Genomic DNA, 17683 nt, shown 5'->3' on the forward strand with positions numbered 1-17683 from the left:
AAAGGCCTAACTTGTAGGCCTTTTATGGTTTGATATCCTGTTTGATATCCCGCAATAGTTGTTCTTTCAATTCATTGTTCCTGTTTTTAGTTTCTCTTGTTACATTTATTTTTGTTGGTGCAGTAAATGCCACATTTGCTGGCTTGTAACCTGTATGAACGTTTTGAATAGGTTTTGGTGCAGCTTCTCTTGTCACAATATTTTGAACGGACGCATTCTCTGTCTCACCACTTTCAGATAAATTGTAAGAAATAGTTGTCAAATTCCCATTTTCAGGCAAACGACTTGATTTCATTTGAACAGTACCTGCAGTTGATTGGTGAACAAAGCTTTGATCATTCTCCTTGAATTGATTCAAACGACTATCTTTCATTGGTAAATTTTGTGCCTTAGGTAAACCAATTTTCGTTGATTTTTCAGTTCCAACTTCGACTCCATTATCATTTGGCAGATCGATGGAATCCTCATCCGTTTGTACTTCTTGATTTCGTTTTGGTAAATCTGAAATGTGCTTTTCATTTTCAGAATTAATGTTAGATTTATAACGATATTGTTCTGGATCTGTTTTTGGTAATTGACCATTTTGTCCTTCTTCTGAATTTTCGTTAGAATGCAACTCATCTTGGTGATCTTTGGCTGAAGGAATCGCTGCACCTTCTTGATTTTCTTTTTCACTTGTTGTATTTGCCTTCACTGCTGCATTGACTTGTCCTTCACCATACGCATCTTTTAGTCCTTCTTTGACTTCTGAAGCTTTTTCTTTTTGTTTTTCTAGTGCTTCGGATGGATTCTTCACAGCTTCAGCCAATTCTTTGGCTCTCGTGCTGTCTAATTTCTCTTCTAAGGTGTCTTTGGCTTTTTCTGTAAGATCTTCAGCTGTTCCTTTTAACCCACGTTCATTGACGTAACCAAGACCTTCTGCGGCTTTAGAAACACCATTTTTCGCTTTCCCGAACATTTCGGAAACTGTTTTCTTACTATTAGGTACAGTTGTAGCTTTATCGTCTGATTGTTCTTCCCCGTTATCAGGGGTAACATCTTTTCGATTGCCAAATCCATTTTTACGAATATCATTTAAATTGCTTAAACCACTCTTACCAGCACTTGCAAGGTTTTTAGCTCCACTACCCACATTTTTCGCAATATTTCCTAAGGCAAACATGCTAAGAAGAGAATTGCTGCCGTTTTTCAGACTCGTATCAACGCCGAAAATTTTCGTAACTGATTGAGAGCCTTTGAATAGCGCAATGGTTAGTACAATCAAAGCGACAACATACAAGAATCCATTGATCTTTCCTGCCGCATGCAAATCACCAATACCTGAAAGCATTAATGTATAGATTCGTAATTCTAAAATTGTAAATGCCAATAACAAGAAGGATTGAGAAATATCTTCTATAGCACTTTTCATCCGTTGTCCTGTCTCAAAGTCCGTTGACGCGGCAATCACTAAATAGAATTTTTTAAATACCAGCTCAATAATACAAGTAACAATCGTAAACAAGATAAATAAATAGGCCACCGCCAAAGAAGATTCACCAGCTAAAATAATCCCTGGACTACTAATGTATCGACGATACCCTGAAGTATAAACATATTTGGCTAAGCCTTCATCACTGATTTGCACAGGAATTTCTTTCCCATTATCGTCTAACTCTAGTCGATACTGTAATGCCTTTAACCGATCTTTTTGTACTGTACTAATATCACTTGATTCAGACATTTTCTTAGCTTGATCAGGTGTAATAATCCCATTGATATTCGCTGTTTTAAAATTTTTCGCCGTGAGAGCATTTCTTTTGTCTGTTGGTATGTGTTCTACTTTGTTCGGATCATTTTCTAGTAACGTACTCACATCAATCACATTATTTTGAATAATTTGAAAAGCAGGTGAACCAGTTTTATCTGCTTTATTTGCTGCAGTCACGTCTCCGTAAAAGTTTTTACTAATATTTAGCCCTTCATCGATTAAAGAACTACCACCAAAAATCAAAATCATGGCCATAAATAGATTAACCAAGATATTTTTGATTTTTGGTGGATGTTTACTCATAAAAAATTTTAAGCCTAAATAAATTAATGTGACGACACAAAAAAGAGCCAATACCTTACTAATCAAACTTTGAAACAGTTCATTAACACCAGCGGCGTTCAATAAGTCTTTTAAATCAAAGCTTTGATAAATTGTTTTTTCTAGTAAAGTATTGAGATTATATAACCCTTTAATCAAACCCCATAAAAAAGTATTACAAATCCAACTGAATACATCTTGATACTGCAGATAATTACCATAATCTTGTAAGACTTTCGTTACGGTTTTGGGATCTGCATCCCCATCTCCAAATAAGCCTGACCACCAGTCGGCAATGCCGGAAAATATTCCTCCAATGATCATTCTTTCACCGCCTTTTCAGCTTCTAGCAAAAGTCGTTTCCTTATAACCTCTGTAATTTCTTCATTTTGACGCAATTTTTCAAGGTATTCTTGCAAACGATCTATTTGCTTCTCTTCATAAAATTGAATAAGTAACTTTTGTGCCGTTGAGTTGTCTAAAGATTGAACGATTTTAATAAAAATGTTTTCTTTAGCTTCCTCTTCTATTTGATCGTGCATATTGTGATAAAGTCGACGTGCATAGATATCAGGTAGAAAATAATCGTAATCAATTTGTAAAGCCTTAAGATCCAAGTCCGCATGTGTACAATGTATGTCTATATCATTGATATCCCACGATGGATTGAAATCTTCAATATATTGATAAGCATAAGGAAGATTCGTTTCCCCATGATTAAAAATAGGATACGGCCGTATTTTATGACCTTTCAAATCTTGTCGTTTTAAAGGAGCGAGTACAATCGTTTCACCTTCTAAAAAAGTAGAAATTCTTTCAGGAGTTAAGATACGATCTGAATCAACATTGCGATTGATATGAGTATTCATACCTAATGAATTGATGGTACTGTTCTCTTGTTCAACCGTCTTATTCCCCACTTTTTTAGAAAATTCTTCGATGGTATTATCATCTGTCGACATAATATAAATATGTGTCTGACAATTTTCTTTGATAATCGCTGCGTTTTGTTCCCCATACTTCGCATAAAGTTGCTGATAGGATTGGATAAACAAATCCCACAACATGTTTCTACCAGCTGTGACTGTCATGATTCCTTCCATATTATCCATTGGTGGCATATTCCCAAATTCATCTAAAATAAAATGAATCCTACGGTGACATTTATCTCCTTTAGTCTTAACACATTGCGTAGATAATTCTTTATACAACTGACTAAGAAAAATACTAACAATGATATGGTTAGATGGATCATAATCAGGTGTGAGCATAAAAATAGCCATTGGTTTATCGGTATAGTGCATCCGAATAGACTCTACTAATAAGTTACTTTTATCCTCATCTAATGTTAGAACGGCTTCTTTTTCTAATTCTGGCAAATGGGTTTCTCCTCGTTTTTTTCGATAAACGATATTTCCCTCTTCGTCTTTCAATACTCTTTGAGAAAACTCATACCAAGCAACATATTCTTTTCCTCGATGATCATATTTTAAGCAAACATGATCTCCCTGTTCTAAATGACAATCAAAGTTAATTTCACAAAAACCTCTATAGCCTACTTTGACACGTTCCTCATGAAATTTTTTTCCTTGGTGATAAAACTCTACAACAATTCGCTGGTTTAACAGACTCTCGTGTAGTTTGAGATCCAAATACTTCGGAAAACCAATGGACTTATAATCAATGGTTGATTGAGAAGTCATTTTCGCAATTTTCGTCAGTGTAAATGGATTTAGTCCTGTGATCGCTGTCGATAGAATGTTGCCTTTCGCTTTATCAGAACCAATTTTTGTTGCCCCATATTGTTTTTTTGCTATGTTTCCAGGTGGTAACTGATTCATAAATTCATCTAAAGCATTGAGCTGCTTGAATTCATTATCAGGATCTTGGTAATTAAAACCACCAATCTCAGAAAGAAGTTCGACGAGATTATTCGGTGTTAATTTGGAGTAATCCCCTGTCTGATCCGCTTGTTCCAATAACGCAAAAATAAGCGCATTGACAGCTTTTTGCGCATTTTCGTTAAAGTATTTATTGTCTGAAGCGTTGGCATCATAATAAATCGTATTCGTGAAAGTATTGGTTAACTGTGTCGCTGTGTCTATGTCTCCTCGCTTCCAGTATTTCACGATGAGTGCCAATGGATTATCACTCATTGATTGCAGTGGATCGGTGATATTAAATGCATACACATCATACCCTCTAGCTTCTAGTTCATCTTTACTAGCAACATATAATTCTGTTTTTGGATCATTAACAACCATTGAACTTTGTCTTTCTGCACGAGACAAATTGTCAATGGTTGCTAAAACTTCTATCTGTCCTTTCCCTGAACGGGAAGTACCAACAATACAAGTATTTACTGTATCCGTCTGAATATACCAGTACTTTTTATAATGAGTAATTGGTATTCCGCCATAACCAGGAAAACCTCCCTTTGATTCTGGTATTTGCGGATAAATTTGTTGGATTTCCTTTAACGTTTTTAATCGGTTATCTCCTTTTTGCCCATCTGCTAGAGGACGAAACCACATGTCCATTTTCAATCCCATAAGTACAGCTGGAACAACACAAATCGTAGAAACAACTAAACGTGTGCCTAAACTTGTTGTTGGGGTCAAAGGATTCCAAAAACCAGTTGAATCAAAATGGAATAACTGCGGCATTTCTTGTAACTGAAAAATATTCACTCCTTGTAAACTTCCTGGAATAATCTCAAATCGATGAAATGCTTCTGGTATTCTTGTAACAACATAGTTTAAAGGAAGATAAGCTAAGCCACTATAAAAAATCTTTTGAGAAATACGTTTGTCATGTTTTTCTGGTAGCTCTTCTCCTGAAGGAGTATAGCGATAGAAATGAGAAAGATACCTATTCTTTTCTAAATTGAATCGTTTGTCTTTTCGTCTCGTTGTTTCTCTAACACGCATTATTTCACCTCATTTGATTCTGAACTTTCGGAAGTGTTTGATTGTACAGTTGAATCGCTTGATCCTTCTTTAGCCTTACTAGGATCACTCTCTTTGCTATTTTCCATACTTGACTCTGTTGTTGACTGATTGGTACGATTCAATAATTCTTCTAATTGTTGTTCATACTCTTTTCTTGCTTGTTCTTGGGCTTCTTCCTTGATTGACGTCGTTGTGGCCACAGAATCAGCCTGTGAAGATTGATTGATATGATTAAAAGCAAATACTGTTCCTCCACCTAGAAGCAAGCTTAAACTTGCAATACATCCCACCATCCATCCGTTAAAGGAACGCTGTGGTGAAGGAGTTAAATTTGCTTGGTTGTTCACTGGCGTTTGAACAGCAGCTACTGGTTGAGGTTGTGCTAGATAATTTAACTGTGCTTGTCGCAATGTATCCATTTGTTCTTGACGTTCCTTACGAGCAGCTGCTTCTTTTTCCTTTTCTTGCTCTAACCGTTGTTTTTCTATCGCCATTTTTTGTTCCGCAAGATCCTGTTCACGTTTTTTTAATTCTAATTGTTCGCGCTCTTTTTCTTTTTGCCGTTGTTTTTCTTCTTGTTCTTTCAATTCTCGTTGTTGAATTTCATACTCTTTTTTCCATTTTGAAATTTGTACTTGTAATTCTTGCTGGATCTGCTCGTGTTTTTCCATAAGAACTTCAGTCGTTGTTTGATATAGCTTATTCAGTTGCTCATTTAATTCTTTGCTAATCTTTAGCTTATCTGTACGCAAACCTTGATAAAATTCTTCTTTTCGTTCTCTTATACGTTCTTTTAACAAGTTTTCTTTTTCTTTCGATAACGCTTCTTGATTCGTCTGAGTAAAATTATTGATCTTTTCTACACACAAGGAATACGCATTGTCGCGTTTCTTTTCGTATCGCTCTTTAATTTTTTGTACTTCTTCTTCAATCACTCGCTGTTCTTCTTTATTTAGTTCCTCTTTTGCTTTCTCCCAATTAGACGACTGTTCCGTCGCATACTCATTAATTTCTTGATCTGTTTCTTGTTGACGTTCTTCAAAGGTGGCTAATAAATCTTCTTGTGCAAGCTCATGCCAATTTGTTGATTGGACAGACTCTAACTGTTCTAAAAGTGTGCCTTTACCCTGTGAGATTAATTCTTCTTTACTCTCTAAAAATGCTTGATAGGTTTGGGGTAATTGATATTTCGAATAAAGCCCATTTAAAAATAATTTGTTTTTTTCTTTCATCCATTCATGCTCTGGCGGATATTGATCCAAAATATAATCAAATACAGTTGCCTTTTGTATCTCTGTTTCGTTTTTCTCTACTTCTTCACTGATAAGTGGTTCAATATATTCCTGAGAATCCCCTTCAGTCCATATTGACTCTTCATTAGCTTCAACTGGATCAACTTCTACTTCGGCCGTCTCTTCATCCTCCATTGTTTCTTCAAAGGGATCTACCTCCAATTGACCCATCACATCGTTCTCTTCCTCAAATATCGATTTCTGAGTCGGAATATCAGCTTGTTCGTCAACATAGACTGTCTCTTTTTCTTTTGACTCCTTCTTTGGAAATATTGGTCGTTCCCATGGTACTTCTTCATTTACTTCGACTTCACTCCCTTGATTCACTTTTCTTTGGTCGCTCTCTAACTCTTCTTCTAAAACTTGTAAAAGTTTTTCGTTTCGATAAGACTCTTCCACACTCATAGTTTCATCCGTTTCTTTAAACACATCAAGGCGGATTAAATCCATCAATGTAGGATAGAAACCTTCTGAAATTTGATAATCCAGTGGGCCAAAAACGTATTCTGTACCAGCTTTCTCTATTTTTCCTTCTGTGTCATGTAACGTGAGAGTCAACTTAACAGAAGATCGACTTTCGTGTTCCAGTACTTTCCCTAACACATGTAGCTGTTCTTCCGTTTCAATGACAGAATATTTAATTGTTTTCGGTAAAAAAGAAGTACGCTTTCCTACTTCCTTCGTTGCTTTTTTTATTAACTCTTTATCTGTTTTGGTATTGCCTGCAATCGTAAAGTACATGAGTATTCTCCTTTCATAAAAAAGGAGTAAAAAGTATCGACTACTTCTTACTCCTACTTTTTTACTTTCTTATAATCCTTGAGGTGTTTGTCCAAACAATCCAAATAACGAAACCACAATAGAAGCTGCTGCTAAAATAACTCCTACCCCCATCAATACATAGCCTACGTGCATCTTCCCATTTTCAGCTCCTCTTCGTCCAAATAGGAAGAAAAGACCCCCAATAACAATGGAAGCAACGGCCGCAGCAGCAGCAAAAATCATCAGATTGTTTTTTAAACTAGTTGCGGCAGTTTGTAATGCTCTAAAAATATCAACCGCAGCTACTACTTTCGGTTGTGTTAAAAAATTCATTGTAATTGATTCAAACATAAAATTGTTCGCTCCTTTTAGTGTTTAATAATTTCATCGAAAACAAGCTTTTCACGTTCACGTTGATAGATATATCCTTCTAAGTCCTTGTCTTTTCCCCGTAATAGGTCAAATTGTGCTTTTTCAAGGACTTCTTGTTTCCACTGTGTTTCAGATACACCGCGGCGTTCTAAGATTTTAGACGCGGCTTTTTCAAATGGCGTTTTAGCTTTTGCCACTGTGATTCCTCCTTCAGGACAAATAAAAAGACTAGCAATCACTCGCTAGTCTTTTGTAACTTATATTTATTGGATTGTGATCCATCGTGAATCAATTTCTCTTTCGTTCGCTTTTCATCCTTGCTAGATCCAAGAAAAATTATTTTTTTTACGCCATTCTTCTCATAGGGAACAACAATAAATAAAGAATCAGATTTGTTTATAAATTCCCTAACACCAGCTGAATCTACTATTTTGTATCTTTCTAAACCTTTATAGTCTTTTTGCCTCTTGACTGTTATTTGTACAGGATCTGGATGCCATACACTCTCAGAGTATTCCCAGGTAGTCTCGTCTATAATTTTCAAATTATAAACAAGACCACCTACTTCTTCTTTCCACATAGTTCCTGATTTCAATACGCCATTATCTTGATTAGTTTGTCTATTTTTTTCATTACTACATCCGACTAAAATAACAATCATGGCAATCAAGGAAGTAACTACTATTATTAACTTTTTCATTTTATTCATTCTTTCGTTTTTTTATTTTAAATGTATCTCAGAACCGCATAACTAAAAGTTGCTAACACAAGTAATAGTAAGCTGACCGCTGAAATCGTTACTAAATGTGTAGAACCTGTTTTAGGAACAATGACCTGTGGCAAGTTAGGATCAACCCCAATTGTCACAACATTTGTTTTATTAGAAACATTATCTACTGCTACTACGGCTTGGTTATCAATATTTTTTTCTGATTGTAATGGAGTTTTAGCTGTAAATATCAGCTGAATTTCTCGTCCATCTAAAAGATTGTTACTTAAGAAGTCAGCGGAAGCTTCCCACTTCAGCGTTCTTAAATTGCTATCATAGGTTAGTGTGCCTTCAGAAGTAATATCTTTTCCTTTACTCTTATCTATTACTTGCGCAGAAACTTCTTTATATGTCAAACGAGCTTCAATTGGATCTTGAATACTAAATTGTTTGTAGTGATCTGACGCAGCGTCTACGCCTTTTGTGTGCCATTTTTGTGTGACTAGATATTGTACTTCAGATCCTGCGTTTAAAGGAGCTGTCGGCGTACCCTTCTTACCGTCATTTCGTCCGTTTACATCTTTTCCATTTTGTTGTACTTCTTTCACTGGAATTTTAGGGAAATAAACGGTAATGATATTTGTATCCTTTTCTACTTTATTAATGATCGACGTTCCCTGATTTTTGGCTACACTATTTTGATTGGCCAATTCATTGACTTTTACATTGATCACTAATTCGTAAGTTTCGCCGTTATACTTCATTCGATTTTTTAATGTATCAGCTTTCGCTGCATATTTTACCTGGTGTTTTGTTTTGTCATAGGTCACTTCACCAGATACATCGAATTTTTTATTTGTACCACTTTCAACGTGTGCATCGACGTAATCTACTTCTTTTGGTAAATTATCGATTAACTCAAATCGATCGTAAACCGCTAGTAAATCCACTCCCAATCGATTCACCTTCTGTTTGATTCGATATTGAATCGTGTCTCCTACTTGCAACATGTTATCGTTCACGTTATTTCCATTTTTATCAACCCCTGTTTTTTCAGGTTGATCAGGAACAACACTAAAGATTGTCGCAGAAGATAAAGTAAACCAGGTTTGAACATTAGAAGAACCAATCACAAACGTCGGATTTGCTTCAGATATTTTAAAGGACACAGTACCTTGACCAAACTTCGGATCTCCTAATTTATCATGCAAATTATTGAAATCATTATCCGCTTGTGTCAGCTTAGAGCTTCCTCCTGGGTGGCCACCTACCACGTTCAGATTGTTGTAGAAAGATTTAAATTCTGAAAGAACCGTATCTTTTCTGACATACCAATCTGTTGTATTCATTTTGTCATAGTGGGTATATTCTCCTTTAAGATCCGTGCTTTTTCCTCCTGCAGGGTTCAAAGAGTTAAAACTGATAAATGTATCTCCTGAAAATTGAACGGGGCTACCGTCCTCATATGTGGCTACTAGCTGCACATTCATTTGTGTTGAATGGTAAACAATTCCTGAGAAAAGATTGTCTGAGATCCAAAGTACTGTTCTTTTTTTAGATTTACTCATTGCACCATTCGTATTTTTATAGCCATCGTCTCGAAAATGAGTTTTTGTATAGTTATTATCTAGTAGATTCCACGGCAACGTATCCGAGTATAAGTGAATATTAGATAAAACTAGCTTGATATTGACTTTTTTCCCGTTATACGTACCGATTTTTCCATAGTCAATATTGACTTTGGTGTTTGTTGTTACGCCTTCTAAAACAAGGTTTGTTTCACCGTATTCCTTTTGGAAAGAAGGATAGCGTATATTTTTGTTTCCCTCCACTAATCCTACGTAGTCGTCTGTAAAACCACCTTTGTTGGCATCAACATGATATTTGTAAACTTTTGACGCTCCGTTTACAGTAATATTTGTTTTTGCATTAGGAACATCTTTTGGAATAATAAAATTATTCTTTACGTTCTGGATTGGATTTGACGGATCGACAATAACTTTTTCAGCAAAGACATTGGCTGTTTTTAACCCAAACAATGTACCTAACATCATCATTATGGGAAAAACATATTTTAACCGTCTTGTCCACGAGTGTTTAAAATTCATCCCTTCATCCCCTCTTTTTTATAAATGACTAGTGAAATTCCGACAATAACGATCAAATTGATCGTAGTAAATAATGGATTCCTAATGAGCTTTTCCATAATATCTAGCGGCATGGAAGCAGCTGGTATGTTTAAAATCCTCATTAGGTATAGTTGGTAGCTTGGCAAAATAGATAGTTGAGAAAATAATAAACCGCAGTACAAAAAGACTGCGGTTAAACAAGAAAGATTGAATAATAATAATTTGATCAGTTTCATCTTATTTCTTCCTTAATCTCTAGAAAACAAGTGAGTAACAAAATCCCAACAATTCTCAAAGAAGTTTTTCTTTACGCCAGTAGATACGATTTTTTTTACTTCTTCTTTAGGTTGCGAAGCTTCTGATTTAGGATAAATCCACACATCCTTTAAGAATTCACCATTTTTATCAGAAACAGGTGTTAATAGCAAAATATCCTCGCTATTAGAAATGTTTTCAGGACTTGATTCATTGACAATATAATAAGCTTGTTTCTGATTTGCCTGTACTTCTACCGAGAATTCAAAGACACCTGTTTGTTGATCAATTGTCTTTGTTTCTCCATTAGAAATTAGCTTCAGTTGATCACTGGATAGTTTTTTCACTCGATCTTTTAATTGGGATTCAATTTGGTCAGTAGTGAGATCCTTAACATCCATCTTTTGTAAAATGTCCGATACATCATAAACAGAAAACTTCGCGCCATTTACTCCTTCTTGTTTTTCAAGCTTTTGCCCCTGGTTGTCTAATTGTTCGGAAGAAATAATTTTTTGAACGTGAATGGTCTGTTTGACTATTTGATCGTCTTCAGCAATTTTAGGTTCTTCTGAAGAATCAACTGTTGACGAATCGACGGTTTCATCGCTGCTTTGAATCGCGCTGCTATCTGACGTTTGGATTGTTTGTTCTGTGCTATCCGTGCTTTCTTGACTGTCTGCAACCGTCAACTGTGTGTAGGCAGTGAAAGTAAAAAGAGCGGCTGCACAAACAAATAGCCATTTTCTATTTCTCATGTTGGTTACCCTCCTTTATTTTTTCTTTTTATAAACAAATAGCGAACCAATGATCATGACTGAAAGAAAAACAGTACTTCCTAAAAGCCATTTCCATGATAATTTTTGTTTCTTATTTTCTTCATCTTTTAATTCTGATTTTGTAAAGGTTACTCGCTTCCCATACACTAGAAAACGGTGTGTGTTGATCCCCTTAGGCGTACATGTCATTAGCGTTACTCGATCTTCATTGGGATTTGGTTCTAAGTAAGTGACAAAGTTTCTTTGTAGTTCGTCTTTTTGCACTTCCTCAATCCGATCGATTTGATAAGCGTGCTGCTCACCATCAACTTTGATATAAAACTTTTCTCCCTTTTTTACTGAAGGTAAATCATCAAAAAGATTATCTTTATAAAGTCCACTATGACCTGCGATTAAAGGATTTTTACCGTTTCCTCCTGTAATATCACCAGTTCCTTCCGTAATACCTACACCATTTTCTAAAATTTTGTCGGACGTTCCGTCATAAATTGGTAGTTTTAAAGAAATACTTGGAATTGTAAGAATACCAACAGGATCGCCTAACTCAATCTTAGCAACATCCAAAGAAGAATCCGTTTCTGCTGCCGTTCCTGTTCGATCGATTGCGGCAATCTGCTGATTTTGTTGGTATTTCGCCACGCTCGCTTCAGCAGGCATCAAAAGTAAGACACCTACAGCTGAAAGTAACCAGAAAGCAATGATCCATTTACCCATGATTCGCTTTTTCTTAGGCTTCCTGATAATCATTGGTTTTGATCCTTCTAGGCTTTCTTCTTAAAGTAAACAACTGCAGAAAGTGCCCCTGCTCCTAGCAACAAGCAAGAGATTAATACATACGTTTGAAAACCGTTGCTACCAGTCATTGGTACGGAAACTTTTTGATTGTTTTTGATCGTGATTCGGTTTTCTTCTTTGTATGAATCTTTGTCTACTTTGAAAGAGATCTCTTTCGTTAATTTTTGATAGTTTTCAGGCGCTTTTGTTTCTTCCAATGAATATTCACCTTCAGTTAAACGAGTGATTTCAAAGTGACCTTCTTTATCTGATTTTAGGATCGCTGCATTTGCTACATCGTCTACCCATACTGCTTCTTTGACACCGTCTTTATCCGTATCAACTAATCCACCATAATATTTTCCTTCTGCGTTTTTAGCAGCAAATTCTGCGCCTTCAAGCGGTGTTGCTTTGATTCCTGTTCCAAATAGTCCGCTATCGACTTTTAAGAATTTTGCACCATAAGTCACAACGTCAGCTTTCGTTTTTTCGTGGTGTTCTTCCTGATTAAATGGATTGTTGTTATAAACGAAATCCACGCTATTTGTTAATGGATTGGCAACAGCTGCGCTATCATTTACATACATGTTATAAGTCATTTGAAGATCTTGTCCGTGTAAACTTGCTACAGTATCACTTACTTGGCCATTATTCACGATAAAATCGATCACAAAGCCATTTTCTGAATTTTGGATTTTATAATCTGTATTTTCTTTTAATACCACAGATCCATCTTTATTTGTTACTTTGATATTTGCTTTAGCAGCGACATAAGAAAGTCCTTGTCCTGCTGTATCCCCCATTTAAATACACTGTAAGGAGAAGTTTCGCTTTTCACTCCGTTTACTGTGATACCGTCTGCTCCTCCTGCAATGTCTGTTGGGATATGAATCGTTCCTTGATAATTTACTGCGTCACCAATTTGGAAAGAATGTTCTTGTCCTGTTCCATTTGTTACTGTTTTATCGATCACTGGTGCTTTATAGTTTACGTATGAAGCTTTTAAGTCACTTGTCACGCCATCATTCGTAATTTCAAAGGTTAATTTATTGTGCGCATCGTTGCGAGCGTCTGCGCCTAATAAATATTGATCTGCTGTTGGTTCTTTATCTGATCCCACTACAACTTCTGAAGGAACTTCCACAAAATAGTATTTTCCTAACGTCAAATCAGTAGCAGTCAGCTTTCCTTGATCATCCGATACAAGATCTCCTAATTTTGTTCCTTTTCCAGGTTCGCCCTTGTATAACTCAAATTTTGCCCCTTTTAAAGGTGTTTGTTTGCTTTGAGCTGTGCCATCGTCACCAAATTTCGTTAATTCAAAACTCAACTTAGAAACAATATTTTTAGGATATAAGTGAATGTCTTTTAAAAAACCTGAACCTGTATTATCAGTCATTGGCGCAATCACAACCATTGGTTTTGCTTTTTGTGTGACTAATCCAGCAGCGGATTTACTTTCATAAACCACATATACATTCCCTTTGGAATTGACATAGGCTGGTTGATCAGCAAAAGTGATCTCACCATTTTCATCTACAGCTGAAGTAATTTTATTGGTTGCATTCTTGACGTACTCACTGTTAGATCCCTTGTCTTCTACATCTTTAACGATTTCGTCCACTTTCGCGTTGGTTAGATCAGAATCTTCAGTCGGTAATACTTGATCCGTAATATTTCCTAACGTAAACTCAACATCACCATAATCTGCCTTGTTGTATTTCGTTACACCTGTAGGATATTGATCGTGCGTATAACCATCGTTTTTGATCCCGTCAATATCAACATTCAATTGCGTTCCTTGATCGTACATTAATTTATGAACCGTGATATTGACCTTCTCTGGTGGCGTTTTTTGCGTGATATCTTCTGCATATGCTCGATATCCCTGAAAGCAGCCTGCAATGATTCCTAACATTCCAATAAGCATTCCAGCTTTTTTTACATACCGATTTATTGCCATTTTTTACTCTCCTCATTTCATATTTCAACGACTCGCGTTGATTAAAACCTTGTTATTGTAGCTCTCCCTGTACCACGTATCTTTCTTTTCCTTGTGACGTATAGACACAAGTAAACAACGTTAATAAGGGTTTCTCTCCTTTCTTTGGCAAAGACAAGAAAGAGTTCTCTTCAGGAACGCCATCGATTAATTTAAAGTACTCAGGTACGATAAATTTACGCGTTACCTTGTAACGATAGACGCCATCGTTACTAACTAAGTCCATCACCTCCCCTAATGACAACTTCTGAATATCAGAAAATAAAACACCTGGCATTTCCATGTTATGACCTGCTAGGACATAGTTTCCTTTGCCCATTTCGGCATCTTCATAAAAATAAGTAGCCGCTCCAAGACTCAAAGTGTATTGATTTGCCCCTTTAAAAATTGGCAATGCTAAACCAAGTGCAGGAATCTGAATTTGTGCAAATACTTGTTTATTGACGCCCATTTCGATTGCTTCTTTTTGTATGGACAACATTTGCCCCAAAGACATATCATTATTGACGTTCGTTGCATCCTCCTTATAACTCTTTGCATGTGCATTGATTTGATCTACGGGCATCTTTTTTTCTATATTTTGCTTAAATACCTCTCCTTCATGTTTTTGGTAGCTAACATAGCCAAACACACTGCAAAAGACGATTAAAGCGACTCCTAAAAAACCAAATAACCATTTTTTCATCCATCTGCCTCCTTTCAGACAAAACAAAAAAACTTTTTCTCATTTCCATAGAAAAAGTTTTAAAAATGAATTCTATTAATGAATGTCATGAGACTTCTAACAATAGTTGACAATTAGAACTTTTTTTCACATAAGTTCGTCTCAACTGTTCAAAGTTTTTCATTGAACCTAACAAACAAGCTTTCTCTTTTCCTGTTAACTGCATATCATTGATATATTGCGCGACAGATAATCTTTTAAGGTGTTTTTGTTTCATTGTTTTTGTTTCATTGTTTTTAGTAACTTTTCTTCCATTTCTTTCGACACTTTTTTTCTATTTTCGATTTCTTTACAATTCATGAGTTTTCCTTCCTTTCATTATTTTTATCAAAATAAAAAAGCCTATGTACGCCATACGCTTTGGTCTTACTTCTTCAATTTTTTTCGTCTAATAACTGGACGTGCTGGTTTTAAATCTTTTATTCCGTTATGCTCTCTCCAATAGTCGAATTCTTTTCGTAATCTTTCTTTTTCCATATCTGTTCCTTTAGATAGGGCTTTGAATACATCTTTAGGTGAATAACCACGAGCTAACAGCTGTACATACCTTCCTTTTGTCAAAGTATCCATATCCATCGCATCTAAAACTGGTCGCGCCATCTAATTTTCCTCCTAAATAAATTCCTTACTCAATGCCTAAGGTAATACTACCTTTTTATTAATCGCCGTGATTCCTTCTAATCCTTTATCTGTAAAATCTAATTTGTATGGTTATTTTCCTAAGTAATTGGTCTGAGAATCATTACCTAATTTCTTTTTACTTTGAAAAAAATTATAGAATCTTGGATCTATTAAACCAATGTAGAATCAATGCTTAATACACAAGATTTTTGTTCATCAATAATTGTAAAAATGTCTTTTGTAGCTTCCTCCATACCGATTGGTTGTAACGTTTCTTCACTAATTTTTTTCGCATCCTCTTGAATTGCTTCATTTCGATTTAACTCATGCAAACATCGAATAAATTCTTCACGATTTTCGATATCTGTTACTACTTGTTCATACAATTCTGCACATTCTTCTTCATTCTTTGCTGCGATTAACGCATAATAGTATGGTGATTTTACTTCGAAAAATTTCATAATTTATTCCTCCAGTTTTTATTCTTCTTTATCCGCTACAAATTCAATGATTTCAACGCTGACAATATAATCACTCAAATATGACCAAGTATCTTCAACAGATAATTCGTCTCCATTATCATTCATAAGCGTCATTTTAAACCATTCATTACCTTCATCATCTTCAGGTAGCAAGCCGAATCCAATTGGATTATCAGTCAATGTTTGATCGTATAAATCATCCTCGTTTAATGCTAAAACATCTAATCCTTTACAATTTCCGCCTCTTCTAAACGTCACAAAACCTTTGTAATCCCAACGTTGGAAAGAAACCTTAATAGTATGTGTGCCCAATCGTATATTCGGATCATAATTTTTCATTTGTCATTCCTCCATTACGTAAATTTCATTTTCTCTATGTTTTATATCAATTTTTTCACTTTATTCAGGACTCGTTCATATTTTATCGTTTTTCGTTTACTTAAAAATACATAAAAAATATCGACTCGTTTATGGCGTCCGAAACGAGAAACCCTAGTAGACAGCGGTAAATGCTCGATTGATCCAATGACCAACGTCCTCGCAAGTATCTACATGTACTGCAGCACACGACACAATTTCTTGTGCGTCCTCCCCATTACGAGAAGACCTACTCCTTATTCCATGAGTTTGCGTCAAAGCCTAGATCCCTTAGTAGCTGCTCATGATTAATCTAGGCGCTATTCTAACTTGTCTAACCTCTAAATTCCCTCTTGTTTACTCTGTGTATATTATTTACACAAATTCATTTCACCACTATCCAAACAAGCGCATTTACTCGATTGACCAATTTTTTACGTTACCAATCGTAAAAATCTACCCCGTCACTCCCCGAAGGAAATTGTTGATAGATCAAGTCTACTCCTTATTTTTCTAATGATTCTAAGTTCTTTTAGAAGTCTCGACAATATTTTCAAGCAAGCGAAAAACGATAAAATACAAGTTATGAGAATGATCAATTCAGCTGATTAAACGCCCCATCCCTTTTGCGGTACAACGCAAGACTCCATTTTTTCTTCGACCAATCAGTACACCGTTTTGGTCATAAACATGTTTGATTGTTGGATATAGCTCTTTTAAGGGGATAGGATCTTTTAAAATTATTTGCTTTTGTTTCCCAATGTAATAAATCATTTCCTCTGAGACTTTGTCTTTCTGGATTATATATTTCTTACACTGCACAACGGTTTTACTTTGGCCAGTTGATAGTTTCTTCGTGATTTTCTCTGTAGCGGTACACCGTTTACCGTAGTGACAAATATCTTTGAGACTCAAAATTCCTGTATATGACATAAAATAAACCACCCAATTTCTTTAAATATTTTTAACAAGTTTTTCTTGTTATTTTTCAAAAATAGAGAATTGATTTTCGTTCATGACAAACAAAAAAGAGGGAACGCATCCAAACATGCGTTCCCTCTAATTTCAGCGTTCGTCATACGGCAAAGAGCCACACGGACATTTTTATAACATTATGCTTAGGCATAGATTCATCGTAATATCACGTATTTTTAACCTTAACACAGCCAAAAAAAGTGGTATCACTTTTGAATATCTGTTATACTAAATCCATTGCGGGTAATACCGTAACACTGAAAGGTTAACGCATTAAGGGCCAAATCTTAATGCCGTGTATGAACGCTGACGAAGGTTACCAGCCTTCCGAGTTCATACCGCCTTTCTTTTTTTTGTATTTTCAATTGTCCAAATTTATCATCCAAAAGTGCAGAACGAAAATCAATTCATCACAAGCATAGCAGACAATT

At 35.6% G+C, this 17683-nt stretch carries 15 protein-coding genes and 2 pseudogenes; all 17 read right to left on the reverse strand.

Annotation, left to right across the window (positions count from 1 at the left end; all coding sequences use genetic code 11):
• Positions 1-22: 22 nt before the first annotated feature.
• Positions 23-2395 carry a pLS20_p028 family conjugation system transmembrane protein gene (locus FTX43_RS14030; RefSeq protein WP_147607143.1) on the reverse strand — a complete coding sequence of 791 codons (2373 nt, stop codon included), beginning with the start codon at positions 2393-2395 and terminating at the stop codon, positions 23-25.
• Positions 2392-5001, reverse strand: coding sequence for a VirD4-like conjugal transfer protein, CD1115 family (locus FTX43_RS14035; protein ID WP_002305162.1), 2610 nt, complete (start codon positions 4999-5001; stop codon positions 2392-2394). The genes FTX43_RS14030 and FTX43_RS14035 overlap by 4 nt, the downstream gene beginning before the upstream one ends.
• Positions 5001-7055 (reverse strand): hypothetical protein, encoded by a 2055-nt coding sequence (locus tag FTX43_RS14040; protein ID WP_047929777.1) that lies wholly within the window; start codon positions 7053-7055, stop codon positions 5001-5003. The genes FTX43_RS14035 and FTX43_RS14040 overlap by 1 nt, the downstream gene beginning before the upstream one ends.
• Before the next feature lie 69 nt (positions 7056-7124).
• Positions 7125-7427: a hypothetical protein gene (locus tag FTX43_RS14045; protein ID WP_002295662.1), complete on the reverse strand. Its 303-nt coding sequence runs from the start codon at positions 7425-7427 to the stop codon at positions 7125-7127.
• Between the two features lie 17 nt (positions 7428-7444).
• Positions 7445-7687 carry a DUF5415 family protein gene (locus tag FTX43_RS14050; RefSeq protein ID WP_002305229.1) on the reverse strand — a complete coding sequence of 81 codons (243 nt, stop codon included), beginning with the start codon at positions 7685-7687 and terminating at the stop codon, positions 7445-7447.
• Positions 7684-8148 carry a hypothetical protein gene (locus tag FTX43_RS14055; protein ID WP_142966042.1) on the reverse strand — a complete coding sequence of 155 codons (465 nt, stop codon included), beginning with the start codon at positions 8146-8148 and terminating at the stop codon, positions 7684-7686. Before FTX43_RS14055 ends, FTX43_RS14050 begins: the two co-directional genes overlap by 4 nt.
• A 26-nt stretch (positions 8149-8174) precedes the next feature.
• Positions 8175-10265 (reverse strand): isopeptide-forming domain-containing fimbrial protein, encoded by a 2091-nt coding sequence (locus FTX43_RS14060; RefSeq protein ID WP_002345834.1) that lies wholly within the window; start codon positions 10263-10265, stop codon positions 8175-8177.
• Entirely contained in the window at positions 10262-10522 is a 261-nt protein-coding gene (locus FTX43_RS14065) for a hypothetical protein (protein ID WP_002293489.1), read from the reverse strand. Before FTX43_RS14065 ends, FTX43_RS14060 begins: the two co-directional genes overlap by 4 nt.
• A gap of 12 nt (positions 10523-10534) precedes the next feature.
• Complete coding sequence (locus FTX43_RS14070; RefSeq protein ID WP_002293488.1) at positions 10535-11296, reverse strand: pilin N-terminal domain-containing protein; 762 nt, start codon at positions 11294-11296, stop codon at positions 10535-10537.
• 15 nt (positions 11297-11311) lie between these two features.
• On the reverse strand, positions 11312-12064 hold the full coding sequence (locus FTX43_RS14075; RefSeq protein ID WP_002293487.1) for a class C sortase: 753 nt from the start codon (positions 12062-12064) through the stop codon (positions 11312-11314).
• A 14-nt stretch (positions 12065-12078) separates the two neighbouring features.
• Positions 12079-14054: pseudogene (locus FTX43_RS14080) on the reverse strand (pilin N-terminal domain-containing protein).
• 52 nt (positions 14055-14106) lie between these two features.
• The gene (locus FTX43_RS14085) at positions 14107-14778 is read right to left on the reverse strand and encodes a class A sortase (protein WP_002338747.1); all 672 of its coding nucleotides are present in this window, start codon (positions 14776-14778) and stop codon (positions 14107-14109) included.
• A gap of 85 nt (positions 14779-14863) precedes the next feature.
• Positions 14864-15117: pseudogene (locus tag FTX43_RS15340) on the reverse strand (hypothetical protein).
• A gap of 66 nt (positions 15118-15183) precedes the next feature.
• A complete protein-coding gene (locus FTX43_RS14090; protein WP_002311524.1) occupies positions 15184-15417 on the reverse strand; it encodes a hypothetical protein in 234 nt (77 codons plus the stop codon).
• A gap of 191 nt (positions 15418-15608) precedes the next feature.
• The gene (locus FTX43_RS14095; RefSeq protein WP_002311523.1) at positions 15609-15899 is read right to left on the reverse strand and encodes a hypothetical protein; all 291 of its coding nucleotides are present in this window, start codon (positions 15897-15899) and stop codon (positions 15609-15611) included.
• A gap of 18 nt (positions 15900-15917) precedes the next feature.
• Positions 15918-16259 carry a DUF5406 family protein gene (locus tag FTX43_RS14100; protein WP_002311521.1) on the reverse strand — a complete coding sequence of 114 codons (342 nt, stop codon included), beginning with the start codon at positions 16257-16259 and terminating at the stop codon, positions 15918-15920.
• Positions 16260-16877: 618 nt separating this feature from the next.
• A complete protein-coding gene (gene traE, locus FTX43_RS14105) occupies positions 16878-17210 on the reverse strand; it encodes a type IV conjugative transfer system protein TraE (protein ID WP_002322486.1) in 333 nt (110 codons plus the stop codon).
• Between the last annotated feature and the right edge of the window lie 473 nt (positions 17211-17683).

This window comes from Enterococcus sp. DA9 (genome assembly GCF_008000875.1).
In the GTDB taxonomy this organism is placed as follows: Bacteria; Bacillota; Bacilli; order Lactobacillales; family Enterococcaceae; genus Enterococcus_B; species Enterococcus_B lactis.

Bases quoted from the DNA above. Each gene is read 5' to 3' on its own strand.
- FTX43_RS14100 (WP_002311521.1), bottom strand. From the start codon at position 16,259: ATGAAAAATTATGATCCGAATATACGATTGGGCACACATACTATTAAG.
- FTX43_RS14075 (WP_002293487.1), bottom strand. From the start codon at position 12,064: ATGATTATCAGGAAGCCTAAGAAAAAGCGAATCATGGGTAAATGGATC.
- FTX43_RS14065 (WP_002293489.1), bottom strand. From the start codon at position 10,522: ATGAAACTGATCAAATTATTATTATTCAATCTTTCTTGTTTAACCGCA.
- FTX43_RS14030 (WP_147607143.1), bottom strand. From the start codon at position 2,395: ATGATCATTGGAGGAATATTTTCCGGCATTGCCGACTGGTGGTCAGGC.
- FTX43_RS14085 (WP_002338747.1), bottom strand. From the start codon at position 14,778: ATGAAAAAATGGTTATTTGGTTTTTTAGGAGTCGCTTTAATCGTCTTT.
- FTX43_RS14045 (WP_002295662.1), bottom strand. From the start codon at position 7,427: ATGTTTGAATCAATTACAATGAATTTTTTAACACAACCGAAAGTAGTA.
- FTX43_RS14040 (WP_047929777.1), bottom strand. From the start codon at position 7,055: ATGTACTTTACGATTGCAGGCAATACCAAAACAGATAAAGAGTTAATA.
- FTX43_RS14090 (WP_002311524.1), bottom strand. From the start codon at position 15,417: ATGGCGCGACCAGTTTTAGATGCGATGGATATGGATACTTTGACAAAA.
- FTX43_RS14070 (WP_002293488.1), bottom strand. From the start codon at position 11,296: ATGAGAAATAGAAAATGGCTATTTGTTTGTGCAGCCGCTCTTTTTACT.
- FTX43_RS14035 (WP_002305162.1), bottom strand. From the start codon at position 5,001: ATGCGTGTTAGAGAAACAACGAGACGAAAAGACAAACGATTCAATTTA.
- traE (WP_002322486.1), bottom strand. From the start codon at position 17,210: ATGTCATATACAGGAATTTTGAGTCTCAAAGATATTTGTCACTACGGT.
- FTX43_RS14095 (WP_002311523.1), bottom strand. From the start codon at position 15,899: ATGAAATTTTTCGAAGTAAAATCACCATACTATTATGCGTTAATCGCA.
- FTX43_RS14055 (WP_142966042.1), bottom strand. From the start codon at position 8,148: ATGAAAAAGTTAATAATAGTAGTTACTTCCTTGATTGCCATGATTGTT.
- FTX43_RS14060 (WP_002345834.1), bottom strand. From the start codon at position 10,265: ATGAATTTTAAACACTCGTGGACAAGACGGTTAAAATATGTTTTTCCC.